Genomic DNA, 26063 nt, shown 5'->3' with positions numbered 1-26063 from the left:
AATAACCTGGCAGCATCGCACTCTTTTTGCTCGTTTTTACGCAGTAATCGATTTCATTCCTATACAAACAATGAATTTATTCCAACTGTTCTTCATTGCTTCTCAATATATAATCCGTCATCCATGCGGTAACTAATAGACACATCCAAACCACAAATACAGGGTTAGGCACGTCTAAATCGGGCGACAACACGAAGGTGGCAAAGCCGACTGAAGGTAACGTCCAACAGAGTAAGGTATGCCAACAAAACTCGGAGTCTTTGATAGTGGAACGGATGGTTTCCATGGATGCCATGATACCGACGATAGTCAATGACAGTAACGCTGCATAACCCAAATCGGCTACCCATAATGGAATCACCAAGAACAGAGCCCACCAGCTGTGGCCTTGACGAGGACGCCAACTACGCGCAATCCACCAGATCACTGCGACACTGAGAATCTGCACCATAGTGACCATCGGCGTACCACCGAGCTTACCGGAGGCTTGTGTGACCATAATGCCCACTTCGAGTGTTAACGTAATCAAGCCACAACAGGCGACGACGCCAATGTTGCTGCGTTGAGAGAACGCCACCATCAAAAGTGGGAACAGTACCCAAACGCTCACAGACAGCGAGGCAGGTTGATAAGAGAGTGTCATACCGTAAGCCGCCATCGCTGCTAGCAGAAGAATTCCGGCAATCCCGCCGCGAGGAAGTATCCACAAAGCAGGTATCACTAACGATATAAATGGAATGTCATTGCCACTTAATCCCATGGCTCTCGCACAAACCACCGCTAATAAGGTTGTAATACCAAATTGAAGTATCGAAAATAACATATGATCCCCCCTTTACCTTTCCTTGGCACATTCATAAGTAGGACACTAGTAGTATGGATCAATTTTTAGCACAGATCTTCTATGTGATTGATAGAATACCCGAAGGTAGTATAACCACTTATGGGGAGGTCGCCCGTATGGCGGGCTTTCCCGGCTATGCACGGCATGTAGGAAAAGCGCTCAGTCGCCTACCTGAAGGCTCAAAATTGCCTTGGCATCGCGTCATTAATAGCCAAGGACGCATCTCTTTGCAGGGAGACGATCTCTTACGACAAAAAGAGAAATTGGTGGCAGAAGGCATCGCCGTATCGCCGCAAGGGAAAATCAATTTGCGTCAATATCGCTGGCATCCTGAGCAGGAATAAACCGACCAATGAATAACAATGTGCTAATCCCTTGCCTATACCCACTACGGTAACGTACTGTTAAGTTATCTTGTTACAAAGGAATCGTTATCCGCATGAGTAAAGCGCTCTCTGAATTATTAAACCTTCTGCAACTTTCTCCTCAAGATGACCATACGTTCATTGGTCAGAGTGAAAATCTCGGTTTGCCACAGGTGTATGGCGGTCAGGTGATTGGACAAGCACTTTCTGCGGCTCGTTACACGGTTGATCCTCAAAGAACCGTGCACTCTTTTCATAGCTATTTTCTCTACCCTGGTGACCCAGAGAAACCAATAGTCTACGACGTAGAAACCCTACGCGATGGGCAAAGTTTCAGTACTCGCCGCGTTAAAGCAATACAAAATGGTCGTTCCATTTTTTATCTGACGGCGTCTTATCAGCAAGCGGCTGAGGGCTTTGAACATCAAAACAGCATGCCCACTATTCCTGGCCCCGAAAATTTTGCTTCAGAAAATCAAATCGCATCCAAAATTGCGCATTTGCTGCCGGAACCACTAAGAAGCACCTTCTGTGGCGAGCGTCCAATTGAGGTGCGCCCAGTGACTGTGGTTAATCCATTGAAGCCAGAAAAACTCGAACCTAAGCAATACCTATGGATTAAAGCCAACGGGCCGGTTCCCGATGATCAATTAATTCATCAATACTTGCTTGCCTATGCATCGGACTGGGGATTTTTGGTGACGGCGCTACAGCCGCATGGCGTCACTTTGATGACACCGAAATTTCAGGTTGCGACCATTGATCACTCCATTTGGTATCACCGCCCGTTTAAGCTTGATGACTGGCTGCTGTTTGCGATCGAAAGCCCAACGGCATCGAGTGGCCGCGGCCTAGTGCGTGGCGAAATTTATACTCGCGATGGCACATTAGTCGCGTCAGCAGTGCAAGAAGGGGTGATGCGTTTTAAAGAGAAGTAACGCTTTACCTTGTCCCTAGGGAAACCTTTATAGTGGCCTTAACGTAAACAAACAGGAGGCGGTATGAGCTGTTGTAATAAACCACCAGCAGGTGGAACTCCTGAGATTGGGCCATTATTGAAAGTGTTTGCAGGGCTATTTGTCGTTGTCTTTCTCATTGCACTGATTTTTGGTTAGCCGATCTTTGGATAAACTGATCTTCGGATATACTGATCTGCAGATAAAGACAAAGGCCTAGCATATTCGCTAGGCCTTTGTTTTATAGAAGTAATATCTCGGTCTGGAACAGCAAATTCCGTGCTTAAAGCGAAAAGCGACGAGTCAAGGTTTGCAGTTGTTTAGCTTGTTCGGCAAGCGAATCAATGGCACCGCTGGTTTCTGTCGCATCTTGCGCCGATTGTTGCGTAATGTCGTTGACTTTAACCATGCTGCGACTGATCTCTTCAGACACAAGACTTTGCTCTTCTGACGAAGTGGCAATTTGAATGCCCATATCTTCAACCTGCGCCATCACCGAACTGATTTGTTCAAAAGATTCGGTTAACTCATGTGAGCGCTGCAGCGTACTTTCTGAATAGTTTTGGCTCGCTTTCATCAGCTGTAACGACTCATCAGCCCCTTTTTGCAGGCGTTCAATCAAGTGTTCAACCTCTTGAATTGATTGACGAGTACGACTTGCCAAATTGCGCACTTCATCAGCCACCACCGCAAAACCACGGCCAGATTCACCGGCACGAGCGGCTTCAATTGCCGCATTAAGCGCCAACAAGTTGGTTTGCTCTGCCACGGTGTTGATTACTTCCAGGATGTCACCCACCTCATCACTGCACTCTTTGAGCTGTTGCATCGAAACAGAGCTTTGATTGATGTTGTCCACCAGACTACGCATCTGAATCGCGGTTTCATGCACTAACTCGTGACCATGTTTCACTACTTGTGCTGCTTCTTGAGTCGAAACAGAAGCATGCTCTGCATGTTTCGCCACTTCATGCACTGTCGCGGTCATCTCATTCATCGCCGTGCTGACTTGCTCGCTCTCTTGCTGCTGGCTCAACATGCGGCGCGATGTGTTTTTGGTGAGCACCGATGTTTGTGTGGTCGCGGCCGACACCTGCTCTGCCAACTCAATAATTTCATTAATCATCTGGCGAAGCATGCTACTCATGGTTGCCATGCTATTTTGCAATAAGCCCAATTCATCTTTACGCGTTGTTTTGGCAATCTCTTGCAAATTGCCTTCCGCTACATCATGAGCGTAAGCAACCGTATCGTGCAGTGGCTTAGTTATCACATGACTTATCAACCACGCAGATAGTGTCCCAACAACCAATACACCAATAGCAATGATGATGATCAGCCATTGCGCTTGGCTCGCTTTAGATTGCTGCGCTTTAGATAAATGCTCAACCAAGGAGCTAACGCCGCCAATCACGACCAAACCTTGCTGATCCACTTTCTGGTTGATTTCAGCCGATTGTTGATACGCATGGCGGTAGTCATTCGCTTTATTATCGAAATCGGTAATAAACTGATTAAAGTAATCTAAGCCTAATTTGCGTTTTGCAATAAAAGAGAGCGCATTTAAATTGGTTAAACCTGCTTTCACTTGATCCAATTTATTCACATCAACGCCAGCACTTGGATTATCCACAAATTGGTTAATTGCATTTATATATTGAGAAATGCTAAATAGTGCAATGGTTGCAGCGCTGCGGTCTTTATCGATTAAGTTAATATCGTCGGAATTAAGTAGGGTAAGCGCATTGGCAACTTTATCTAAGGCTTGGTTAGATAAGTTCGTTAAATCCTGCTCATCTTTCTCCATGCCATCTTTGTAATTCATCAGCGTTTCAATTTGGCTAACCAATGTTTGGGTACCTGAAATTAATTCACTGATCATTTTCAAATCGGATTCTGATGTAAACAGAGATTGGTTTTCCGTTAGGGTATTTTTAAATTGATCTAACTGCTGATATACCGCCGCTTTGTCGTCACTTTTACCGTTGAGGAGATAGAGAGTAAAGTTCACCTTTGCACTAATGATCAGAGAGTTAAGGTCAGAAATAGTTTTTAATTGAGTTGCAGAACGGTTGACGCTTGTAATACTCATATGCCCCGCAACCGAAACAACGATAGTTAATAGCAACACTAAACCAAAACCATAACTGAGCTTTTTGCCTACCGTTAGGTTTTCAATCAATTTGATCAAAGATGACATTTTTCTACCTTATAGAGGACTCACGTTCAAATAGACAAAATTTATCAACACGGATGCTGATAAATAAAATAACAAGAATATGGAATAGGCGTGAATACTATACAACGAATTGCATCTATTCAATCGAAAATTAATTAGTTCAGTTTATATAACTATGTAAAAAACGATTCATATTAATTATGACCTTAATTATTTCTTGCTAATATAATGCGATATTCCGTATGTTTGCTTAGTCAATAATATAAAATGTGGTCTGACATTTATTTTCTAGTTATTTATATTATTAATGTACCTTTGCATGAGCTTAGTGAATATGAATTAAGTTAGTAAGAGGATCTTGGTTTTTGGCTCAAGATCTCATTAAAATCTGACATAATTATCAACCAAGTGGCATATATCGTCCTACGCTATCAACACTAACCTCACCGCCAACAACCCAAAATAGAAAAGGCCGACATTGCTGTCGACCTGGCATCATCCTCTAAAAGAGTGGCGTGAACATCTTGCGCTCTCGCCTCTCCCAAAAGAGATTAAATTTTAAATCGCGTGGTTAACTCGTGAAGTTGTTGGGTACGTTGTAACAAAGATTGCATACCCTGCTCGCCTTCTAACGCTTGCTCTGCGACTTCTTGAGTGATCACATTAACGCGTTCCATGCTCTGGCTAATGTCATCAGAGACTAAGCTTTGCTCTTCAGACGAAGTCGCGATCTGAACGCTCATATCTTGCACACGACGAATCACTGCACTGATTTGATCAAACGCTTGTTGCAGATCGTGAGAACGCTCCAGTGTCGCTTCGGAATACTCCTTGCTCTGCTGCATGCTTTGCAGGGATTGATCTGCCCCTTCTTGCAAACGACCAATCAAAGTTTCGATCTCTTTAATTGATTGATGTGTGCGGCTCGCCAGATTGCGCACTTCATCAGCAACAACCGCAAAACCACGACCAGACTCACCAGCGCGCGCAGCTTCAATCGCCGCATTCAATGCTAACAAGTTGGTTTGCTCTGCCACGCCGTTAATCACATCAAGAATATTGCCGACATCATCGCTATGACGCTTGAGCTCTTCCATCGCCGCAGCACTGCTATTGATATTAGTCGCCAAATTGCGCATTTTCTCCGCTGTATCACGCACGATATGGTGCCCATTATCGACGACGTTGCCCGCTTCCTGCGTGGCATGAGAAGCCTGCTCCGCATACTGGGCCACTTCATTAACCGTAGCGCTCATTTGGTTCATCGCCGTTGCAACCTGTTCACTCTCTTTTTGCTGATTTTGCATGCGCTGGCTATTGTCTTTCGAAGAGCGCGAGTATTGGGTGGTAGCGGAACTCAGTTCGCCTGAAAGACTCGCAATTTGGGCAATCAAGTTATTGAGCATGGAGGTCATATGACCAATGGTATTTTGCAGTGTGCCGAGTTCATCAAGGCGCGAAGTGGTCACCGCTTCTCTAAGATCGCCATCAGCAATGCGCTGTGCAATCTTAACCGTTTCATGTAGCGGTTGAGTAATCATGCGCCAGATAAGCCAAGCTGCCAGCACACCCACAATGACCGCAGCAGCGGCAACCAAGGTGGCAATATAAGCGGCTTTCTCTTTATCTTTTATGCGTTTAACTTTTTGCGAATCGACCAATTTGCCAATGCTATTGATGATTTCAAAGCCTTTCGTTTCAACGGTTTTGGCATAGTCGTTATATTGGCGATTGGCTTCGATGAGTGCTTTGAGCTCTTGATCATAGCTTTTTAAAGTTTGCTCTAGCCCTTCAGACATAAAAAAGGAGCGCGCAATTGCAGGCAGTTGGTTAATTAAAGCCAGACTTTGTTCATTCAAAACCACATCTTGACTAATATCCATGGCTTCAGATGTGTGGGCATAGACCGCGGTTTTGGTCAGGTAATGACTGAGATTAAAGAGGATGGTTAATGCTTGGCCACGAGTCGTGGTTGAAAAACTGCTGTCTTCGCCCTCCACACCACTAAAGATTCGTTTCACTTGAGTGGCTAACTCATCATAGCTTTGATCTAATTGTGCTTTTAATTGGTCACTTTTACTAAGTGAGTTAATCTGATTATGGATGTTTTCAATCAAGAGATCGGAATTGTTGATCGAAAAATCAAATTGATTAATATCTTCTTGATCAACATACAGCGAGCGCTCTTTGATCAGCTCACTTTTCATCATTTTTAAGTTATTTAATGTTGTTTCAGCACTGGCTTGATTACGGGTAGCAACATAATCATTGAAACTCAATTTTGCTGTTAATAACAACATATCTATATTGTAAGAGGCGGCCATTTTATCACCGCGGTTTGAGACTATTTTTAAGCTGTAGTTTCCAGCAAAAGCCACAATAACAGAGAGCAGAATAACTAAACCAAAACCGCATCCTAATTTATATCCCACAGAACGGTTTTGCAGCCACGAATGAACTAATGACATAATAATTAGCCTTAAATTTATGATGGATGGCATTCCGGTTGCTTGTGGTCTTTTAGGGATGAGACCAACGGAGTGTTAAATAGACAACCTGGTTATGTGGCGAGAAAGTATATAGAAATCAGGTGATAATCTGAACGGCTTTAACAGACGATTTTGTTTGTATACAGACAATTCTTATAAATTATTAATATAAGAATTAGTAAAGAAAATGCTTGCATTTACCGTTCTTATTATTGAGACAAAATAGATATTTTAAACAGGTAATTCGGTCGTATATTTTAACGATTCCATAGCAAATGTAGATGTAACATTATTTATACCATCGATACTATTAACTAACTTTTTATAAAACTCGTCGAAGTTTTTCATATCTTTGGCTAATACTTTCATCATATAGTCATATTCCCCCGCCATACGATAAAACTCCATTACCTCAGGAAACTCCTCAACCACTTTCACAAATCGACGATACCATTCATGGGAGTGGTCATTCGTTTTGATCATCACAAAGGCGATAAAAGAGAGGCCAAGTTTATCCGCATCCAAAAGAGCCACACGCTTTTTGATGATGCCTGAGTCTTCTAGCTTCTTCAGACGTTTCCAGCACGGCGTGGTGGTGAGATTAACCGCCTCAGCCAATTCATTCAGAGAGATATTGCCATTAGCCTGTAACATCGCCAGCAATTGACGATCAATGGGATCGAGTTCCATTTGTAACCTCTTTTATAACCTTTAAAGAGAAAATTTTTCTCTAAACTAGCAATACCACATGAGATAGGCAATCAATAAAGCGAGCCTCCGCTCTTAGAGCTCTTCATTTATGCTATCAATGCCAAAATGGTACTTCGATTGCAGCAGAATTGACGTAACTGTATAAGTTTTTGACACTTAACCATTTTCTGACAGCCTTCTTACAGCAGTTAGCGAAAGGATGACTAGCATCTGACGCTCTTTACAAAACCCTGCTCAATAATAGCTCCACAAAACAACGACATCCGTTTGTATCGCAAACTGAGAAGGAATATACGATGAAAAAGTCGATTTTTGCATTGAGTGCACTAACAATCATTTTGGCAGGCTGTGACGGTAACTCTGATAAAGCAGACACAACAGCCACCGACCAACAACCTGTCGCGGGTTCAGTAGAACAAAATGCAAACCCTGCCGCCTCCGGCGATATCACTACGAACGTTGAAGGCACTGCGCCAACCGCCGTTGATCCTCTGCAAAAGCAGACGGCAGACCTCGATTGGCAAGGAACATACCAAGGTGCTATTCCTGGAGCCGATGGTAAAACCGTGGATACCACCATCACTCTAAATGCTGACCAAAGCTTTACTATGACTCAAACAGTAAACGGTAAAGAGCAGAAGTCTGAAGGTAAATTCGCGTGGGATCCAGAGGGCACTAAGCTCACTCTAGATGACGGTAAAGGTAAACCAGCTCAATACGCGATTGAAGACAGCGCGTTGATCAAACTGGATGCAGCTGGTAACCGTGTTGAAGGCGATATGGCTGCTCAATACGAACTGCATAAACAATAAGTTACATTTTCACTAAAAAAATGAGTGGATAATGGACAATCCGCTACCAAAATCAGATCAATATGAGCGTCAGCGAAAGCTGGCGCTTTTGTTTTTATCAATATGAATATTCTTTCTTATAAGCTGAATCACAGCATCCTGTTGTGAATTTTGCTTCACATATCAGCAATGAATACTTTATCAACATCTATATTGTTACAAATAATGTAATTCCGCTTTTTTTGGTCATATTTGTTCATTAAATCGTCAAACGTTCCTTTTTTCAGCGAATACCCATAGCCAAAATGGTTATTTTTGGGCAACATTAGCCGTCCTCGAGATCTCTCACCCAAATAGACTCTTTTTTATCCTGTCGACTGTCGTTGAGAGACCTCTCTTAACGTCTACTTACCGGGTATATTGTCTATGTCTGTTTATGACACAGTGTGTATGATTGCCGCAGTGGCTATCATCATCTCTTTGATAAACCATCGTTTTGGCCGTTTTCAAACTACCATCGCTATCACAGGTTGGTCTGTACTGATTTCTGCGATCGTTTTGACCCTAAGCCACTTTGGTATTCTTTCAACGAATAGTGAGCAACCACTTGTTACTATGTTGAAAAACATTCAATTTGATGATTTCTTGCTTAAAGGTGTATTGGGTTTCTTGCTCTTTGGTGGCGCACTCAACATCAACTTGAATCATCTCAAAGACCAGAAGTTTGAAATCACCTTCCTCGCACTGATTGCAACACTTCTTTCGACCTTCTTTATCGGTGGCGCGCTGTGGGCAATCTTCGGTTACGTAGGCATTCCAATTTCCTTCATCTACTGCTGCTTGTTTGGTGCTTTGATTTCTCCAACTGACCCAATCGCCGTATTGGCTATCGTGAAAAAGATGAAAGCGCCACAACGTATTTCGATTCAGATCGAAGGTGAATCCCTGTTTAACGACGGTGTTGGTCTTGTGGTATTTGTGACCATTTTCCAAATTGCCTTTAGTTCTAGCACCCCAACCGTGATGGGGACTGTTGAGTTATTTGCGCACGAAGCTCTGGGTGGTGTGCTGTTTGGGGCGGTATTGGGTGGCCTGTTCCACTTCCTTATCAAAGTGACTCCAGATAGCCTGATGCGCCTTATCCTAACCATGTTGGTTCCAACCGCAGGTTACGTAATGGCTGAACATCTTGGCGTTTCAGGCCCACTCGCTATGGTTGTTGCAGGGATCATCGTAGGTAACATCACCCGCAATATTCTTTCTGAAGAAGAGTCATACCAGCTTACTCACCTATGGGAATTGGCAGACGAATTTCTCAACGCGATTTTGTTCCTGCTGATTGGTTTGATCATGGTGACTTTCTCATTCCACCGCATCGACCTCATCGCAGTCGTGATTGCAATTCCATTGGTGCTTTGTGCTCGTTACTTGAGCGTTCGCGTCTCTTACGTGTGTTTTAACCGTTTCCGCAGCTATAACTCTGAATCGGTTAAAATTCTGACTTGGGGCGGCCTACGTGGCGGCTTGGCGCTCGCTATGGCCATGGCAATTCCTTCAGGTGTAACCACACCGATTGCCCACGTTGAACTTAAAGAGATCTTCGTGCTTATGACCTATGCTGTAGTGCTGTTCTCTATCATAGTGCAAGGCTCAACCATCACACCGATGATTACCAAAGCCAAACACGTTGATCAAATTCACACGCCTGTGGCTCAGTCTTAAGCACTTGGCAAAACTGACGGTAATCTCGTAAGTTAACCCCATAAAAAAACCGGCATGCTCTGCCGGTTTTTTTCTATCGCTGCTTTGCCTAGTAGGCGGTAAAGCCCGCCTAAAGGTTGTCACGATATTAGCTGTTTTGAATACCCACGATAAGCCATGGTGCATTTGCAACAGTCAGGTCACGTTCTAAGTGCCAGATATCTTCGATATCTTCTTCAACGCCTTCAACAGCATCGCGATAGCGACCAGAGAACTGCAAGCTTAGTTGCGCTTTGCTCGCATCGTAATCACAACGAACAATCTCAGCATCAACATACATCACGTCAGTGTGTTGTTCGCCTTGCAGCTTAGCACGCTCAGCTTTTAGGTCTTCGAACAGACTTGCTGATACGTATTCTTGAATCTTATCCAACTGGTTGTAGTTCCAAGCGCCTTGCAGTACGCGATAGTGTTCGCGAGCACCGTTAACAAAACCTGCTTGGTCAAAACCTGGTGGGTAGTTATGCGGTACATCAGACTGTGCATTGGTACCAAAACCACCAGAGGCTTGTGGCTGTTCAAAGTTGTGCACGTTAGGTTGCTCGAAACTTTGACGATTTGCGCCACCAAATGCAGGTTGCTGCTGATTCATGCTGCCTTGTTTCGCCGCGAGAATACCGCGTAGGAAACGAAATGCAATGAAAGCAATCAAACCGATAATCAGGATATCCATAAATTGGATACCTTCGAAAGCGCCACCGAAGAATGCCGCTAGTAAGCCACCCGCAAGCAGACCACCAAGTAGACCGCCCATCAATCCTTTACGACCGTTGTTTTGCTGAGCGGCAGTCGAGGTATTTTGCTTCGATGTCGTGTTGTTTTGGTACTTCGGCGCCGGAGCAGTTTTAAAGCTCTTACCGAACGAACCACCGCCACCAAACTTCTTCGCATCGGCGTGAGGTACTACCATCACCGATACCATTAGAAGCGCGACGAATGAGAATAGTCGTTTCATAGTCTTCCTTTTGTGTATTAATCTGGGCTAACAAGCTCATTTAATTGTCTGAATCATAGCGGCTAACCATTGAGATGAAAATCTTTTGAACTAGCGTTGTTGTTTCAGAATATTGCAATCAGATAAGTTGACGCTCTGTTATCAGCTCATTAATATATTGAACATTGTACATAATTGAATGGATATCATGGCTAGACGAAACGATCATACCAGAGAAGAACTGATCAGCCTCACTCTGGAAGCCGTAAATAAATTTCTGGAAGATCATTCTTATCATGACCTTAGCTTACGAAAAATCGCAGGCATGATAGGTTATGTGCCCAGTACTCTAGTCAATGTGTTCGGCAATTACAATTTGTTACTATTGCATGTTGTCGCTGACACTTTAGATGAGTTGGCGACCCAAGCAAAAGATGTGGTCAGCCAATGTAAAGATCCTGAACAAGCTTTGTACCAATTGGCTTATTGTTATCACGATTTTGCTCAAGCCAATCCTTTCCGCTGGCAGTTGATTTTCGAACACAACATGAACGGCGACATCCTCCCAGAGTGGCAACAAGATCGTATCGATAACATGACTGGTATGCTTGAAGGGTTGCTTAAAGTGATTGCACCACAGCGTTCTAATTTGGAAGTGCTCCAAGCCAGCCGTGTACTCTGGTCCGGCGTGCATGGTATTACCCTACTCAGTGTCGATGATAAATTTTTCGCCAAACAACACATTGACGGAAAAGAGCTGATTGAAAATCTGCTCTCGCACTACCTCACTAACTGGTGAGTTAAGGATCGCGCATGACAAAATCATCTTCTTTGCTGCTCGAGCGGCGCTTTCTTCCCTATTTTGTCACGCAGTTCTTCGGTGCTTTCAATGACAACATATTCAAAAACGTTTTATTACTTTTAGTTGCTTTCGCCAGTGCCGAAACCTTACCCATCTCCAGTAATCTGTTTATCAATTTGGCGGCAGGATTATTTATTCTGCCGTTTTTCCTCTTTTCAGCCTCCGCGGGCCAGCTTGCCGACAAATACGAAAAATCGGCGTTTATCCGTAAAGTAAAACTGCTCGAAATCGTTATCATGCTGCTTGGGGCGGTGGGTTTTATTACTCAAAGTTACGGCATCTTATTGGTGATTCTCTTTTTGATGGGAACTCAATCCGCCTTTTTCGGCCCCGTAAAATACGCCCTGCTGCCACAGCAACTCAAACCGGAAGAGCTCGTTCCTGGCAATGCGTTAGTGGAAACTGGCACGTTCCTCGCCATTTTGCTTGGTACCATCGGCGCGGGGATGATTGCCTCCACACCTTATGCACAAAGCATCGCTGCAGGTTCTGTCGTGTTGTTTGCTTTGGTCGGCTATTGGGCGAGTCGCTGGATTCCTAATGCGCCTGCGAGCGCGCCTGAACTGCGCTTTCGCTGGAAGCCTATTGCCCATACGCGCACCACATTGAGCATTGCGCGCAAAAATCATGTTATCCATCAAGCGATTTTGGCGATCAGTTGGTTTTGGTTTTTGGGCGCGGTTTATCTTACTCAGTTTCCTAACTTCACCCATGAGTACCTACATGGCAGCGAAAGCGCAGTGTCGTTTCTTCTCGCGCTTTTTTCCGTTGGGATTGCCATAGGTTCACTCTGCTACGATAAAATCACCTCGCACCGCATTGAACTCGGTATGGTGCCGTTAGCCAGCCTTGCCATTACGCTGTTTGGTTTTTTGTTTGCTACGTCTGTCCCTGAAAATCTGCCAGACCTCAGCCAATTTTCTGACTTTGTGCAATACCAAGCCTTGTGGCCAACGTTCGCGTACTTACTTCTGCTTGGGATGAGCGGCGGGATGTTTATCGTCCCTCTCTACTCACTTATGCAACATAAAGCCAAAGTGACCGAGCGGGCGCAGGTTATCGCAGCGCTGAACATCTATAACTCTCTGTTTATGGTTGGAAGCGCCATCTTGGGCATGATTGGCTTGAGTGTGTTGCATCTTTCAATACCACAACTGTTTGGCGTGATCGCGTTACTCAATTTATTGGTCGCGGGTTGGCTGCTCTATCACTACCCTATCCATGTGGTTCGTTTACTTATTTGGCTGGTCAGTCGTCTCTTTTATCGGGTGCGTCATAAAAATATGCATTTTATTCCCAAAGAAGGCGGCGCATTGATTGTCTCAAACCATGTCAGCTATCTTGATGCGCTGCTGCTCAGTGCGGCATGTCCACGATTGATTCGCTTTGTGATGGAAGAAGACTACGCCAACTATCCACCAGTCGCTCGTTTTCTGCGCCGTGCTGGGGTTATCCCGATTAATGCCACCCGAGGGAATACAATTCGCCGCGCGTTCAATGAAATTGAAAAGGCACTCAAAGAGGGCGAATTGGTCTGTATCTTCCCAGAAGGACGCTTAACACCAGATGGAGAGGTGCAACCTTTTATGCGTGGCATGGAGGTGATCCTCAAACGCTGCCCTGTACCTGTGATTCCTGTGGCGCTAAAAGGTCTATGGCATAGTTACTTTAGCCGGCGCAAAGGTCGGGCATGTAAAGGCGTGCCCGTGAAATGGCTCTCTTCTATCGAACTAGAGGTAGGCATTCCCGTTTCGCCTGGTAAAGCCAATAACGAAATGCTTCGACAGAAAGTGTGTGACCTGCGCGGAGAGTATCGTTAGCTCAACCGCTTTTCACTCACATCAAATCTTAAAGCCACTGCCTATCTCCGCAGTGGCTTTTTTATTCTAGCCAAACACCCAATTTCACCAATACCCGAATTAATTCATACCCTTAACACCCCATCTTAACGTGCCTGTCCCTGTAATATTGGCATCGTTAAGCCCCCCACTTACGGTGCCTGTCCTCTTAAGAAGAAGCCTTATTTACGGTGTCTGTCCTCATAAAAAAACTCATCAAATTAGGGTGCCTGTCCCCATAAAATTGCCCATAAGATTATGTTCAGTTTTACTTAACGACTGTTCAAAACATTAAGACTTTCTGACAGTGTGACTTACGTTACAATGCTGTCATCCGTTATTACTTTTTGGCCTGTTTTATGAAACTCAAGCATATTGTTTTTTGGCTGGGACTGGTGCTTTGTCTCTCTCCCATCATCACCTCTCCTACTGCGTTAGTTTTAGGCTTCTTCATTTCGTCACTTGGGCTCATTCCAGAAAATCTCGCGTTAACCAAACTGACTAAAAAGTTACTCTCTTATTCAATTGTTGGGTTGGGTTTTGGTATTCCATTACAACAAGCACTAACCGTCACCAGCCATGGCATTGGCTTAGTGGTTTGTACGATAGTGGGGACTTTGGTGATTGGCGCTCTGGTGGCGCGCGTGATGGGGCTAAATGGTAAAACGGGACATTTAATCGCTTCAGGGACCGCTATCTGTGGCGGTAGTGCAATAGCGGCAGTCGCTCCCGCTATCGAAGCAGATGATAATCAGATTGGTTTGGCGCTCGGAACGGTATTTGTGCTCAACTCAGTCGCACTGTTTTTATTTCCGATGATCGGTCATCTACTGCATCTTAACCAAGCCACGTTTGGTACTTGGGCAGCGATAGCAATTCACGATACTTCATCGGTAGTGGGCGCGGCATCGGCTTACGGTACAGAAGCGTTGAAAACCGCGACAACACTGAAACTGGCTCGCGCACTGTGGATTATTCCAGTGGCGTTTTTGAGTGCGTTTGCGTTTCGTAGTGAATCTCGCAAAATCACCATTCCTTACTTCATCTTATTCTATTGTGTTGCGATTGGTATCGCCGATTTGCTACCGGCCGGACAAGTGCTTTATCACGGCATTTTTGCTGTGGCAAAACAGGCGTTGGTTGTCTGTTTGTACCTGATTGGCTGTGGGATTTCGGTGGCACGCTTAAAACAATCTGGGCCAAAACCTTTCGTCTTTGGCGTGCTGTTGTGGATCACAATATCGTGTTCATCTTTGGGTTGGTTGCTGACTCACCCTGTTTAGATGGGAGCAAGGCTGCGAGAACAATGACGAGTAGAAAGGCACTGAGTTCGGACACAGAACGAATCCAACCCTGTTCAACTAGCGCTAAGGAGAGCTGCAGCAAGATGGCCAAAACTAACAGAATTTTCGCTAACACAATCGTCATTCCCAAATAGGTGATACTTACGATTATTATGCTTTGCAGTTATAACAAGCGAAAATTCTGTTTTGGTCTAACTCATAACTTTCTGCTTATATTCAGGCAGAAATACGCTCTAAGAGCCAAGCTTTCAGCGCGGTACGAGACACCTTAATTCCTGACGTGGTCAGTTCTGCAGGCATGGCAAAGTAAGCAATTGGCCACTTAAATTTCTCTAAGTAATTAGCACACCACTCATCCCAGTAGGCTTTTTCAAGTGGTTGGGTCGTGCTCATGACTGCCACAGGACGATGACCAAATGTGGCATCTTCCATCGGTACAATCATCGCTAATGCCACATCGGGATGTCGATTCAGCACCGCCTCTATCTCCTCACAGTGAATGTTTTCACCGCCAGAGATAAACAGGTTGTCTGCTCGCCCAATCACCTCTAAATCGCCTTGCTGCCAATGACCCAGATCTTTGCTATCAAACCAGCCCTGTTCATCGGTAAAAGAGACCAAGTAGCCTTGTTGATAATAGCCAGAAGCCAAGGTGTCACCGCCGATGTAGATGCGCCCATCACGAATTTCAAGTTTACGATTAGGGATAACTTTACCTGCGCCAACGCCATTATCGACTCGCCTTGCGGTCACGGTCGACGCGGCTTCTGTCATGCCATAGCCTAACCAAGTTTCAATTCCCAATGTCGCCGCTTGCATACCGAGTTCTTGTGGAATGTGGCTACCGCCAAGCAGTACATGGGTCAGATCAAGATGAATGCGGCTATCCAGTAAACGTTTGAGCTGAACCGGCACCAAAGAGGCGTGACTAACACCTTGAATATCGTCAAGGAGCTGCCCCGTGCCAAGCTTTAAGCAAGCACCAGCGGCTAACCAACGATAAACAATCGAAAGACCGGATACGTGATACATCGGCAAGCTAAGTAACCAGCAATGCTGCGCATTGAAATGAAACCACTCAAGCAGCCCTGTCGCTGAGGCGAAATGGTGCTGATGAGTATGCGCAACGGCTTTCGGTACTCCAGTTGAGCCCGAGGTAAAGATAAGGCTGGCAAGATTGCGTTCATCATACGCTTGAAAATGAGAGTGGCTGCTTAGCTCAACTGGCATGTCAGCAAAAGCCAGCACGGTCACCGGACGTTTGATTCCGCGCAGTTCATCGGCTGTCACTTGAGCACTTGGGGCTAGCCATACTAGCGCAGGCTGACCTTGGGGATACAAGGTATCAAACTTTACTTCAAGCTGAGCTAACGGTTGCGGCATGGTCAGTGCGCAAATGGCACCAACCTGATGAGCCGCTAAAAACACCAATAGGGTGTCAAGGTGATTCTTACCCACTAAAGTGACTACATCACCCGAGACAACACCTTGCTTCGTTAATTGAGCACTGTAACAATCCACCGTTTGACACAGCTCAGTCCAACTCAATTCACCGTGTTCTGTTCGTAATGCAATCTTGTGTGGCGCAGCTGTGCGCCACCTTTTCCAAGGAGTGGTCACAAAGCAGACTCCGCAGACCACACCACAGGCTGCTCAGCTAATGGCACCACTGGCAATTGGCAATCGGGCCAAGCGACGTCAAGTTGCGCCCTAAATAGACCAATCGTATCGAGTCCTGGCACTTCATTTGGCAGTAACCATTTTGCCATACGTGCCAATTGAGTTAAACCAAGGCTTGATTCGATACTCGAACTGATGATCGCCTGCAACTTCAACTCACCAGCGCGTTTGATAAGCGCCTGACAGCGCTGCACTGAGCCGATCAAAGTCGGTTTGATGACGATGGTTTTGCCGCCCATTAAATCAGACAAAGTGAAATCTGGCTTAGTCACCGCTTCTTGCAGCGTTTCATCCCAAGCGATGGAAATACCGGTATCAATAGCAAAAGAGAGGCTATCGGATGGTGATTTGCATGGTTCTTCCAAGAAGGCAATACGATGGCGCAATGATGGCGTAATGTATTTAGCAAACTTGTCTGCCTTCTCTTTTGTCCAAGCACGGTTAGCATCCAGACGCAGAGTTAAATCAGGCATCGATTCTAAGAAGAGGTTCACCAGCATTCCATCACGAATCGGCTCATAAAGGCCCACTTTGACTTTGGCTACTTTTTCGCCTTTCATCGCATTCAATACTGGTAACAATTCATCTGGATCGCCTGTACACAAAGGCGCGGCGCGATAGTTACCAGCTTGAGGAAGCTCACCAGCCAGTTCCAGCTCTGCCATTGAAATACCAAAGGCAACCGATGGTAAGAGTGAATTGTAGTCGAGCTGCTCACCTTGCAGCCATAGCGCTAACTGCGCTTGAGCCATTTGTTGCGCATCATCTAAGGTTTCATGACTAAATCCGACGAGAGGAGCGATTTCTCCGCGCCCAGTCCGTCCTTGATCGCAGAGTTCAACAATCAGACCTTCACGTTCTTTAAGCTTGTTATCGCGAAGAATGACACCACTGTCCATTGGCAGAGTGTAACGGTAGAGTTTTGCGCTGCGCATAGTTATCCTAATAACGTATTAATAAGAATAGAGATATATCTAAATAACCTTGGCAGTGGGTGAGTAAATGGTGATGCTCACCATCAAAGTCACTTAGGTATGATCACACCGATTTGCGTGTAGAGTATAACCATTTCTGGAGAGAAAACAGCAAGAGAGTCAACTCTCTTGCTGCGATAGAACCCTATCAGTCCATCAATAACCCATTTATGGATTGCGAGGGAACTTGCTAAAGTCAGGACGACGTTTTTCGTTGAACGAGTTACGACCTTCTTGACCTTCATCAGTCATATAGAACAGCATGGTTGCGTTACCCGCCAATTCTTGTAGGCCCGCTTGACCATCACAGTCTGCGTTCAATGCGGCTTTCAAACAACGTAATGCCATTGGGCTATGTTGTAGAACTTCACGACACCAACGAACGGTCTCTTTTTCAAGGTCAGCTAGCGGAACAACGGTGTTCACAAGGCCCATATCCAACGCTTCTTGAGCATTGTAGAAACGGCATAGGAACCAAATTTCGCGCGCTTTCTTTTGACCCACGATGCGAGCCATGTAAGAAGCACCCCAACCGCCATCAAATGAACCCACTTTAGGTCCTGTTTGGCCAAACTGAGCATTTTCAGCTGCGATAGTAAGGTCACACATCATGTGGAGAACATGACCGCCACCAACAGCCCAACCAGCTACTTGAGCGATCACTGGTTTTGGACAAGTACGGATTTGACGTTGGAAGTCCAATACGTTGAGGTGGTGAGTACCGGTTTCGTCTTTGTAACCGCCGTAATCGCCACGAATTTTTTGGTCACCGCCAGAGCAGAATGCATCTTCGCCAAGACCTGTCAGAATGATCACGCCAACGCTTTCGTCGTAACGAGCATCAGCCAGAGCATTGATCATCTCTTTAACAGTCTGAGGACGGAACGCATTACGCACTTGTGGACGTGCGATGGTGATTTTCGCGATGCCATCTTCAGATTTGTGGTAATGAATGTCTTCGTAGCTCTCGCCGCAGTCTGTCCATACGACCGGTGCGTAGAGCTCTTCTTCTGAAATGCCTACAGTTTTAGCCATGGTGATTCCCATTGTTGTTTTGGTCAACATGTCGTTGACGGATAAAAAAGTGTTGAAGAATAAAATCTTCAATAATTTGAGCAAACGCGATGGGTTGCTCTTTGTGTACATTGTGTCCGGCATTGGCTACTTGGCTAAATACCAAACCACTTTGTTGCGCGAGTTGGCGAAACTTAGTGTCGCGCTCCCCACAGATATAATGCATGGGTAAAGTAAGCAACTTTAAATCGGACAACAGATAAGGCTGCTTCGCCAGCGAGGTGGCACGCAGCATCTTTGCTATCTGGCCACCAAGGTTATCACTACGCACAGTAATTAATGTTTGTCTTTGCTCATTATTTAATGAACTAAATACCGGTTGTTGATACCAATCGGCTAAGACTTGTTCAATCGGCTCACCGGCAAAGCGTTCCGCCCAACCTTGGTCGTTCTGCCAACGCTGCGCTTTGTCTTCTGTGGAAAGTAGACCAAAGTTACCGCCTTCAAGAATCAAACCTTGAACGTTCAATTTGTCTAGCGCTCCGCTTGCCGCAGCGACCATCGCCACGCGCGCGCCTAGTGAATAGCCGATCAAAATAATCGGCGTCTGCTCACTAAGCATGGCTTGTATGGTGTCAACCACTCGATTTACGCAGGAAGCAAAATCAACGCACTCTAGCGCTCGACTGCCACCATGAAACGGCAAATCGATCGTCATCCAATCATGGTCTAAGGCATTGAGCACCGGACGCCAATCCGCGCCGGAACCCAGTAAGCCGTGCAAAAAGACCAACACAGGCTGTTCAGACTGATGATGGCGGAGCTGAACTTGATTAGCCAGCATTGAGCTCACCCACCAGCTGCTTAATGTGTAACGATGCTTCGCCCGGAACGCTTTTTACTTCCACCAGCAATGTGCCTGTGCCATGAGCAAAATGATCATTTAGGGCTGCTTGGTAAGCTTCAAGCGTTTCAGGACACTGATAAGCCAAACCAAATTGCGCCGCGGTATGCTCAAACGTCATGCCATGAGGCATTTGATACAGTGCTTGGCGTTTCTCTTCCGGTACCGGCAATAGGTCAAATATTGCTCCACCATCGTTGTTGGTCACGACAACCACGACAGGTTGGGTCGTTTGACGCAGCAGCGCCAACGAATTCATATCGTAAAGAAGTGACGTATCACCGAGCAGCATTAAGAGCGGTTTATCGGTCGCCCGTTGTACGCCAGTGGCGGTTGCGACCAAACCATCAATGCCGGAAGCGCCACGGTTAGCGTAGACAGGAACCGAAGGCAGAGAGCTCACCATATCCGCTAAACGGATGATTAAGCTGTTACCCAGAAACAGCACCGCATTATCAGGCGTTTGATTGAGTTCTAATGCCACCGCGATTTCCGATAGCTTGCCTGACGCACTGTGTAGCTGTGCGAGTTCGCGACATTGATGAGCGATATCTTTCAAACCATCGCCCCACCCTGCATGCGGGCAGTGACGTAGTGTTCGCTGTTGCAGTCTTTGTTCGACCCACTGCGGGATATCACAAACCCAGTGCTGCTGTGGTAAATGGCTTTGGTTGTTACGTAAGTCACTCGACGAAACATAATCGTAACCGACATTGCCCGAATTCAAATGACGATTAACCCATTGATTCAATCGCTTAGAAACGATTCTAGCGCCAAATTGGACCACATGATCACACTTTGATAGTTCTAGGTTGGCCTGTGGATTTTGCATCCACAAATCAAACCCCGACCAATCGCTGCTTACGCCTGCTTGTGGGTCGCACAGACATGGCCACCCCAGCGCTTGAGCAAAGTGCTGCGCAGCTTTGGCTTCTGCCAGACTCAATGCACCGAGAATCACAACCCCTTTTTTGTCTAACCATTCGGCCACTTCAGGAGCGGTAACATGAATAGCAGCATGACGAGCACAATACACAGCATCGGACTCTCGCCATGCTTTAATGGGTGCCAAATAATCGTCGTACAATGCCTCAGTACCATTGGAGTACAAAGGCTCTGGATAAGGGCAGTTAAAATGGAGACTGCCACGCAACTGTTGTTGCTGATACATAGCATCATCAACAGTGGTCAAAAGCCAGCGCAGGGGAATCTGTGTTGATGGAGAAGGCAAATTCACGCTGTGATTCACATGCGTCGAATAAATTCCCACCTGATTGATCGCTTGGTTAGCACCACAATTGAGCAGTTCCACTGGGCGATCGGAGCTTAGGATAATCAACTGTTCGCCAGTCAGTTTTGATTCTGCAACGGCAGGTAATAGATTGGCAACGGCAGTACCTGACGTCACAATCACCACCACAGGCTGACCGCTCGCTTTAGCCAGACCTAACGCGAGAAAACCAAGTCCACGCTCATCATAGTGCGTATGCAAGGTCAATTTTTCATTGAGATCCGCTTCTAACGTCAAAGGCGTTGAGCGCGATCCAGGGGCAACGCAAACATGGCGAACGCCAAGACGAGCCATCTCTTCAAGTAATGTTTTACTCCAAATGCGGTTCAATACCGCTTGATCATGGCTCATTGCGTAACCTCAAGTGAGTGAGATTCGCCAATTAGGCTTTTTAGCGTTGACATTTTTTTGTCCAATTCTTGCCATTCGTATTCGGCGATTGAGCCGGGTACAATCCCTGCTCCCGCATACAGGCGCACTTCTTTATCGAGTACCAAAGCGCTGCGAATTGCAACGCAAAACTCTGCTTGTTCGTGACTAAAATAGCCCATCGACCCTGCGTACCAGCCGCGAATAAACGGTTCTTTATCCAAGATAAATTGAAATGCTTCTTTGCGTGGCACACCAGATACTGCCGCCGTAGGCTGCAAAGCGCTTAATAGCTGTACGCCATTGATCCCCGCTTTTAGCGCCACTTGAATGCGGCGACGTAAATGCTGAACTTTACGCAATTGCACCAATTTAACGACAGGTTCAACCGTCACTTGCTGCGCATGAGGGGTAATACGATCAACTATATCATCGACAACATACTGGTTTTCATTGATATTTTTTTCATCATGCAACAACCAGTAAGCTAATGCTTCATCTTCTTCGCTTGTCTGTCCACGACCAATAGTGCCCGCTAGCGCTTCGGTTTGCAGCTCACTCCCCTGACGAAAATAGAGACGCTCAGGGGTTGAACCCATAAAGCTCTCGTGTTCGTTAAGCACCAACATAAAATGGAAACTGTTGTGATTATTGGCATAACTGGCTTTAAGTAGCTGCGCTGCACTTAGCGGCTTCGAGAGCGATAAACGAGTTTCGCGTGCCAGCACCACTTTTTTAACGTGCTGCTGCTTAACACTGGTCAGTACATCATCGATTAACTGAGCCCAATGAGCCTCAGTCGGCGCATGGCTGACTGCCATAATCTGCGCATCAATCTCTTTTAGCTCTACATGCTGAGTGACGAGCTTACGCAATGTGTCGACCACCGCTAAGCGATCTGAATTGAGGTTTACAGCAAGAAACCAACTTTCTTGGCGACGAATCAACTCAACTTGTGGCAAAAAGAAGAAAGAAGGTAAGCCACTGCGGTTTTTCTGTGTGCCGCCATCAAAGGAGCGCCCGCCCCAGACACGCTGATGCTCTCCAAGAACGGCATACGCTGGCGCTGGATCAGTAAACGTTTGTACAGCGCCAAGTGAGACAACTTCTTCACTGGCATCACGAGCTTGCCAATAGAATTTAGGGAAAACTGGCTGTACATTTAGCCAATCGATCAAAGACCATTGAGGAGCAGAGTCCAGTGGCAGCTCTATGCGGAGAGCGTGATCGTCGGCTTGGTAAATTTGTTCTATCAGTTGAACAATAGACTGGTGAAAATTAGACAAAGCGACCTCGGAGAACAAGAGATTCGGTGTTACTGTCGGCTACTCTATTGAGAGAGCACACTGAAATCAAGGTTGTACCCCATCTTTTTCCCTTTGGCTTGTCTCAGCTCAATTTAGTTACCTATCAATAACAATTATTTTTTTAGATTTTTATTCTAAAAAAAAGCCATTTAGTGTAGCTTGATAATACAAAACAATCATAATCAGGAACAAAACAATGCAAAATATCGGGATGTCATCCAAACTCGATAATGTCTGCTATGACATTAGGGGTCAAGTACTCAAACATGCTAAACGCATGGAGGAAGAGGGGAATAAAATACTGAAGCTAAACATCGGTAACCCTGCCCCATTTGGTTTTGACGCCCCGGATGAAATCCTGGTCGATGTGATCCGTAATTTGCCGACTTCACAAGGTTATTGTGATTCTAAAGGCATCTACTCTGCTCGTAAGGCAGTAGTACAGTACTATCAGAAAAAAGGGATTCGCAGTCTTGATGTAGAAGACGTCTACATTGGTAACGGCGCGTCTGAACTGATTGTGATGTCTATGCAAGCTTTGTTGAATAATGGCGACGAAATGTTAGTTCCTGCACCGGACTATCCGTTGTGGACTGCAGCCGTCTCTTTGGCCGGTGGTAATGCCGTACACTATCTCTGCGACGAACAAGCAGATTGGTTACCCTCACTTGAAGACATCAAGAAAAAGATTTCAAAAAAAACCCGGGGCATTGTCCTAATCAACCCAAACAACCCGACTGGTGCGGTTTATTCACGTGATTTTCTTCTAGAGATAGTTGAAATCGCGCGACAAAATAATCTGATGATTTTTGCCGATGAAATCTACGACAAAATTCTTTACGACGGCGCAACTCATACTTCTATCGCAACCCTTGCCGATGACATTTTAGTGATGACATTCAATGGTCTATCTAAAGCGTATCGCGTATGTGGTTTCCGTGGTGGCTGGATGTTCCTAACCGGTCCTAAACACCTTGCCAAAGGATTTATCGCTGGCTTAGATATTCTGGCCTCGATGCGTTTGTGTGCCAACGTGCCGATGCAGCACGCCATTCAAACGGCACTGGGTGGCTATCAAAGTATTAACGAGCTGATCCTACCTGGCGGTCGTCTTCTTGAGCAACGCGACCGTGCGTGGGAACTGATCAACCAGATTCCTGGTGTTTCTTGTGTGAAACCCAAAGGTGCGATGTACCTTTTCCCTAAATTGGATAAGAAAAAATTCAATCTAAAAGATGACCAAAAATTGGTTGAAGATTTTCTCGTACAGGAAAAAGTGTTGCTAGTTCAAGGTACTGGTTTTAACTGGCCAGAGCCAGACCACGTACGTATCGTGACTTTGCCACACGTAGAAACCCTTGAAATTGCGATTGGTCGCTTTGAACGCTTCCTAAGCACCTACCGTCAATAATCTTTTTGCCTTAAGTTCTTTTCACCAAAAGCACTTTTTCGCAAACAGCAAAACGATAGTCATGCGCCCATGACTATCGTTTAGTGGCTCTCTTTTGTACACTGTGAACACATTTCGCTTTCGAAGGATGTAATCAGTTATGAAAGAGAGTCATTTTTTTGCGCACTTAGCTCGTATGAAACTCATTCAGCGCTGGCCGCTGATGCGTTCTATCTCTAAAGAAAATATCTCCGAACACAGTTTGCAAGTGGCCTTTGTGGCGCATGCACTTGCCGTCATCAAAAACAAAAAATTTGGTGGAAAACTGAATCCAGAACGTATTGCTATCAAAGCCATGTACCACGACAGCAGTGAAGTGCTCACTGGCGACCTACCGACCCCAGTCAAATACTACAATCCCGAGATCGCCAAAGAGTATAAGAAGATTGAAGCCGCGGCAGAAAAACGCCTGCTATCCATGCTGCCGGAAGAGCTGCAGGAAGATTTCGCTCCGTTTCTAATTTCAGAAGCGGCCGATCCTGAAGATGCGGCTGTGGTGAAACAGGCCGACTGCATCTGCGCTTACCTCAAATGTTTAGAAGAGCTGAGCGCAGGCAACCAAGAGTACGCATTGGCAAAAAAACGCCTCGATGTCACACTCAAAGAGCGCTATACCGAAGAGATGGATTATTTTCTGCATACCTTTGCTCCTAGTTTCGAATTAACGCTAGACGAGATTAGTTAACAGGTTGTAAATTGAAGAAAAAGGGCGGTAGTAGGAGAAGCAATGTCTTTTTCAATCAGTGAACAATGGCTCGAACGTAATAATGACGAACATAAAGTTCGTTTAAACGATCATCGCTCCCCATTCCAGCGTGACCGTGCAAGGATTTTGCACTCTGCCGCCTTTCGTCGCTTGCAAGCCAAAACGCAAGTGCATGGCACCAATCTCAATGACTTTCACCGCACAAGGTTAACCCACTCCCTTGAAGTCGCGCAGATTGGTACGGGCATCGTTGCCCAAATCAAAAATAAACAACCCGAATTACGTGAATTAATGCCTTCAGACAGTCTGATTGATTCACTGTGTCTGGCGCATGATATTGGTCACCCGCCTTTTGGTCATGGTGGGGAGATCGCGTTGAATTACATGATGCGTGAACACGGTGGTTTTGAGGGCAACGCCCAAACGTTTCGCATAGTGACGAGTTTAGAGCCTTATACCGAACACCATGGGATGAACTTATCGCGCCGCACTCTGCTAGGGTTGCTGAAATACCCAGCGCTACTTAGTGAAACACGTGCAGAGAAATTGCATGAGTCGGTCGAAATTCGACAGCTCAAAGCCCGTGATTGGATGCCGGCCAAAGGAATTTATGATTGCGATAGTTCAATGCTTAATTGGGTGTTTGACCCATTATCAGACAAGGATCGTCAGCTTATTAAGCAAATGCGAGAGCCAGCGGCAACGCCTTACGAGCATCAAAAAACGCAATTCAAATCTCTCGATTGCTCAATTATGGAATTGGCCGATGACATTGCCTACGGCGTACACGATTTGGAAGATGCGATTGTATTAGGTATGGTGAGCAAAATGCAGTGGCAGCAAGGCGCTTATGGCGCTCTCGCTCGCTATCCTGAAAGCTGGTTTGCGACTGAACTTGATGAACTTACAGAGATGCTTTTTTCTGACAAGCACTATGTGCGTAAGGATGCGATTGGCAGCATAGTCAATGCACTGCTAACCAGTATTCGCGTTGAAAAAGTGGTGGCGGATTTTGATAGCCCGCTATTGGCTTATAACGCTTATTTGACACCTGAGATGTCGGATGCCCTTGAGGTGCTCAAAGGCTTTGTGAATCAGTATGTGATTCAAGTACCTAACGTGCAGCGTTTTGAATATCGCGGTCAGCAACTGATCATGGATCTGTTTGAAGCCTTGAGCGCCGATCCAGAAAGGCTCCTTCCACAAGCGACCAAAGAGAAATGGGCTGCAGCAGAAAGCTCACACAGTGATGGAATGCGGGTGCTGTGCGATTACATCGCGGCAATGACGGATGGTTATGCCCAGCGGATTCATCAAGAGCTGTTCGGTTAAGT

General features: G+C 45.8%; 21 protein-coding genes. 10 read left to right on the top strand and 11 right to left on the bottom strand.

All coding sequences use genetic code 11. The annotated features are described in order from the left end of the window. Nucleotides 1-76: 76 nt before the first annotated feature. Nucleotides 77-823, bottom strand: coding sequence for a VP0952 family biofilm-associated protein (locus OCV11_RS05185; protein WP_261895425.1), 747 nt, complete (start codon nucleotides 821-823; stop codon nucleotides 77-79). A 53-nt stretch (nucleotides 824-876) separates the two neighbouring features. Here OCV11_RS05185 and OCV11_RS05180 point away from each other — a divergent pair, with 53 nt between their 5' ends. Next, a complete protein-coding gene (locus OCV11_RS05180; protein ID WP_261895424.1) occupies nucleotides 877-1188 on the top strand; it encodes an MGMT family protein in 312 nt (103 codons plus the stop codon). Between the two features lie 95 nt (nucleotides 1189-1283). Then, nucleotides 1284-2147, top strand: coding sequence for an acyl-CoA thioesterase II (gene tesB / locus OCV11_RS05175; protein WP_261895423.1), 864 nt, complete (start codon nucleotides 1284-1286; stop codon nucleotides 2145-2147). A 301-nt stretch (nucleotides 2148-2448) separates the two neighbouring features. Here the strand turns inward: tesB and OCV11_RS05170 are convergent, their stop codons facing one another. From OCV11_RS05170 to OCV11_RS05160, 3 genes are all read right to left on the bottom strand, one after another. Continuing rightward, a complete protein-coding gene (locus tag OCV11_RS05170; RefSeq protein WP_261895422.1) occupies nucleotides 2449-4365 on the bottom strand; it encodes a HAMP domain-containing methyl-accepting chemotaxis protein in 1917 nt (638 codons plus the stop codon). Nucleotides 4366-4895: 530 nt separating this feature from the next. Further along, a complete protein-coding gene (locus OCV11_RS05165) occupies nucleotides 4896-6812 on the bottom strand; it encodes a methyl-accepting chemotaxis protein (RefSeq protein WP_261895421.1) in 1917 nt (638 codons plus the stop codon). Nucleotides 6813-7064: 252 nt separating this feature from the next. Further along, on the bottom strand, nucleotides 7065-7523 hold the full coding sequence (locus OCV11_RS05160; RefSeq protein ID WP_261895419.1) for an Lrp/AsnC family transcriptional regulator: 459 nt from the start codon (nucleotides 7521-7523) through the stop codon (nucleotides 7065-7067). A gap of 317 nt (nucleotides 7524-7840) precedes the next feature. On the opposite strand from OCV11_RS05160, the gene OCV11_RS05155 reads away from it, so the two are divergent. Further along, complete coding sequence (locus OCV11_RS05155) at nucleotides 7841-8356, top strand: copper resistance protein NlpE (RefSeq protein ID WP_261895417.1); 516 nt, start codon at nucleotides 7841-7843, stop codon at nucleotides 8354-8356. A gap of 405 nt (nucleotides 8357-8761) precedes the next feature. Next, nucleotides 8762-10057: a cation:proton antiporter gene (locus OCV11_RS05150; protein WP_261895416.1), complete on the top strand. Its 1296-nt coding sequence runs from the start codon at nucleotides 8762-8764 to the stop codon at nucleotides 10055-10057. A gap of 127 nt (nucleotides 10058-10184) precedes the next feature. Here the strand turns inward: OCV11_RS05150 and OCV11_RS05145 are convergent, their stop codons facing one another. Beyond that, nucleotides 10185-11051: a Tim44 domain-containing protein gene (locus tag OCV11_RS05145; protein WP_261895414.1), complete on the bottom strand. Its 867-nt coding sequence runs from the start codon at nucleotides 11049-11051 to the stop codon at nucleotides 10185-10187. A gap of 187 nt (nucleotides 11052-11238) precedes the next feature. On the opposite strand from OCV11_RS05145, the gene OCV11_RS05140 reads away from it, so the two are divergent. The 3 genes from OCV11_RS05140 (at nucleotide 11239) to OCV11_RS05130 (ending at nucleotide 15013) form a co-directional block, all read left to right on the top strand. Beyond that, the gene (locus OCV11_RS05140) at nucleotides 11239-11829 is read left to right on the top strand and encodes a TetR/AcrR family transcriptional regulator (protein ID WP_261895412.1); all 591 of its coding nucleotides are present in this window, start codon (nucleotides 11239-11241) and stop codon (nucleotides 11827-11829) included. Nucleotides 11830-11843: 14 nt separating this feature from the next. After that, on the top strand, nucleotides 11844-13712 hold the full coding sequence (locus OCV11_RS05135) for an MFS transporter (RefSeq protein ID WP_261895410.1): 1869 nt from the start codon (nucleotides 11844-11846) through the stop codon (nucleotides 13710-13712). Between the two features lie 377 nt (nucleotides 13713-14089). Beyond that, on the top strand, nucleotides 14090-15013 hold the full coding sequence (locus OCV11_RS05130) for a YeiH family protein (protein ID WP_261895408.1): 924 nt from the start codon (nucleotides 14090-14092) through the stop codon (nucleotides 15011-15013). 237 nt (nucleotides 15014-15250) lie between these two features. On the opposite strand, the gene menE is transcribed toward OCV11_RS05130, so the two are convergent. From menE to OCV11_RS05100, 6 genes are all read right to left on the bottom strand, one after another. Beyond that, nucleotides 15251-16654 (bottom strand): o-succinylbenzoate--CoA ligase, encoded by a 1404-nt coding sequence (menE, locus tag OCV11_RS05125; RefSeq protein ID WP_261895407.1) that lies wholly within the window; start codon nucleotides 16652-16654, stop codon nucleotides 15251-15253. Further along, on the bottom strand, nucleotides 16651-17649 hold the full coding sequence (gene menC, locus OCV11_RS05120) for an o-succinylbenzoate synthase (RefSeq protein ID WP_261895406.1): 999 nt from the start codon (nucleotides 17647-17649) through the stop codon (nucleotides 16651-16653). The genes menE and menC overlap by 4 nt, the downstream gene beginning before the upstream one ends. A 207-nt stretch (nucleotides 17650-17856) precedes the next feature. Then, a complete protein-coding gene (gene menB, locus OCV11_RS05115) occupies nucleotides 17857-18723 on the bottom strand; it encodes a 1,4-dihydroxy-2-naphthoyl-CoA synthase (protein ID WP_261895404.1) in 867 nt (288 codons plus the stop codon). Beyond that, a complete protein-coding gene (gene menH, locus OCV11_RS05110; protein WP_261895402.1) occupies nucleotides 18716-19546 on the bottom strand; it encodes a 2-succinyl-6-hydroxy-2,4-cyclohexadiene-1-carboxylate synthase in 831 nt (276 codons plus the stop codon). Before menH ends, menB begins: the two co-directional genes overlap by 8 nt. After that, nucleotides 19536-21248 (bottom strand): 2-succinyl-5-enolpyruvyl-6-hydroxy-3-cyclohexene-1-carboxylic-acid synthase, encoded by a 1713-nt coding sequence (menD, locus tag OCV11_RS05105; protein WP_261895401.1) that lies wholly within the window; start codon nucleotides 21246-21248, stop codon nucleotides 19536-19538. The genes menH and menD overlap by 11 nt, the downstream gene beginning before the upstream one ends. Then, entirely contained in the window at nucleotides 21245-22552 is a 1308-nt protein-coding gene (locus tag OCV11_RS05100) for an isochorismate synthase (protein WP_261895400.1), read from the bottom strand. The genes menD and OCV11_RS05100 overlap by 4 nt, the downstream gene beginning before the upstream one ends. A 217-nt stretch (nucleotides 22553-22769) precedes the next feature. Between OCV11_RS05100 and OCV11_RS05095 the strand changes: the two genes are divergently transcribed. The 3 genes from OCV11_RS05095 to OCV11_RS05085 all read left to right on the top strand — a co-directional run bounded on the left by OCV11_RS05095 (nucleotide 22770) and on the right by OCV11_RS05085 (nucleotide 26061). Further along, nucleotides 22770-23984 carry a pyridoxal phosphate-dependent aminotransferase gene (locus tag OCV11_RS05095; protein ID WP_261895399.1) on the top strand — a complete coding sequence of 405 codons (1215 nt, stop codon included), beginning with the start codon at nucleotides 22770-22772 and terminating at the stop codon, nucleotides 23982-23984. 139 nt (nucleotides 23985-24123) lie between these two features. Then, entirely contained in the window at nucleotides 24124-24708 is a 585-nt protein-coding gene (gene yfbR, locus OCV11_RS05090) for a 5'-deoxynucleotidase (protein ID WP_261895398.1), read from the top strand. Between the two features lie 42 nt (nucleotides 24709-24750). After that, nucleotides 24751-26061 (top strand): anti-phage deoxyguanosine triphosphatase, encoded by a 1311-nt coding sequence (locus OCV11_RS05085; protein WP_261895397.1) that lies wholly within the window; start codon nucleotides 24751-24753, stop codon nucleotides 26059-26061. The last annotated feature ends 2 nt before the right edge of the window (nucleotides 26062-26063 follow it).

It is taken from the genome of Vibrio porteresiae DSM 19223 (assembly GCF_024347055.1).
Lineage (GTDB): Bacteria > Pseudomonadota > Gammaproteobacteria > Enterobacterales > Vibrionaceae > Vibrio > Vibrio porteresiae.
This window is presented reverse-complemented; position numbering and strand designations above follow the sequence as displayed.

Coding starts and splice junctions, on each gene's coding strand:
- OCV11_RS05185 (WP_261895425.1), bottom strand. CDS start 823: ATGTTATTTTCGATACTTCAATTTGGTATTACAACCTTATTAGCGGTG.
- OCV11_RS05180 (WP_261895424.1), top strand. CDS start 877: ATGGATCAATTTTTAGCACAGATCTTCTATGTGATTGATAGAATACCC.
- tesB (WP_261895423.1), top strand. CDS start 1,284: ATGAGTAAAGCGCTCTCTGAATTATTAAACCTTCTGCAACTTTCTCCT.
- OCV11_RS05170 (WP_261895422.1), bottom strand. CDS start 4,365: ATGTCATCTTTGATCAAATTGATTGAAAACCTAACGGTAGGCAAAAAG.
- OCV11_RS05165 (WP_261895421.1), bottom strand. CDS start 6,812: ATGTCATTAGTTCATTCGTGGCTGCAAAACCGTTCTGTGGGATATAAA.
- OCV11_RS05160 (WP_261895419.1), bottom strand. CDS start 7,523: ATGGAACTCGATCCCATTGATCGTCAATTGCTGGCGATGTTACAGGCT.
- OCV11_RS05155 (WP_261895417.1), top strand. CDS start 7,841: ATGAAAAAGTCGATTTTTGCATTGAGTGCACTAACAATCATTTTGGCA.
- OCV11_RS05150 (WP_261895416.1), top strand. CDS start 8,762: ATGTCTGTTTATGACACAGTGTGTATGATTGCCGCAGTGGCTATCATC.
- OCV11_RS05145 (WP_261895414.1), bottom strand. CDS start 11,051: ATGAAACGACTATTCTCATTCGTCGCGCTTCTAATGGTATCGGTGATG.
- OCV11_RS05140 (WP_261895412.1), top strand. CDS start 11,239: ATGGCTAGACGAAACGATCATACCAGAGAAGAACTGATCAGCCTCACT.
- OCV11_RS05135 (WP_261895410.1), top strand. CDS start 11,844: ATGACAAAATCATCTTCTTTGCTGCTCGAGCGGCGCTTTCTTCCCTAT.
- OCV11_RS05130 (WP_261895408.1), top strand. CDS start 14,090: ATGAAACTCAAGCATATTGTTTTTTGGCTGGGACTGGTGCTTTGTCTC.
- menC (WP_261895406.1), bottom strand. CDS start 17,649: ATGCGCAGCGCAAAACTCTACCGTTACACTCTGCCAATGGACAGTGGT.
- menB (WP_261895404.1), bottom strand. CDS start 18,723: ATGGCTAAAACTGTAGGCATTTCAGAAGAAGAGCTCTACGCACCGGTC.
- menH (WP_261895402.1), bottom strand. CDS start 19,546: ATGCTGGCTAATCAAGTTCAGCTCCGCCATCATCAGTCTGAACAGCCT.
- menD (WP_261895401.1), bottom strand. CDS start 21,248: ATGAGCCATGATCAAGCGGTATTGAACCGCATTTGGAGTAAAACATTA.
- OCV11_RS05095 (WP_261895399.1), top strand. CDS start 22,770: ATGCAAAATATCGGGATGTCATCCAAACTCGATAATGTCTGCTATGAC.
- yfbR (WP_261895398.1), top strand. CDS start 24,124: ATGAAAGAGAGTCATTTTTTTGCGCACTTAGCTCGTATGAAACTCATT.
- OCV11_RS05085 (WP_261895397.1), top strand. CDS start 24,751: ATGTCTTTTTCAATCAGTGAACAATGGCTCGAACGTAATAATGACGAA.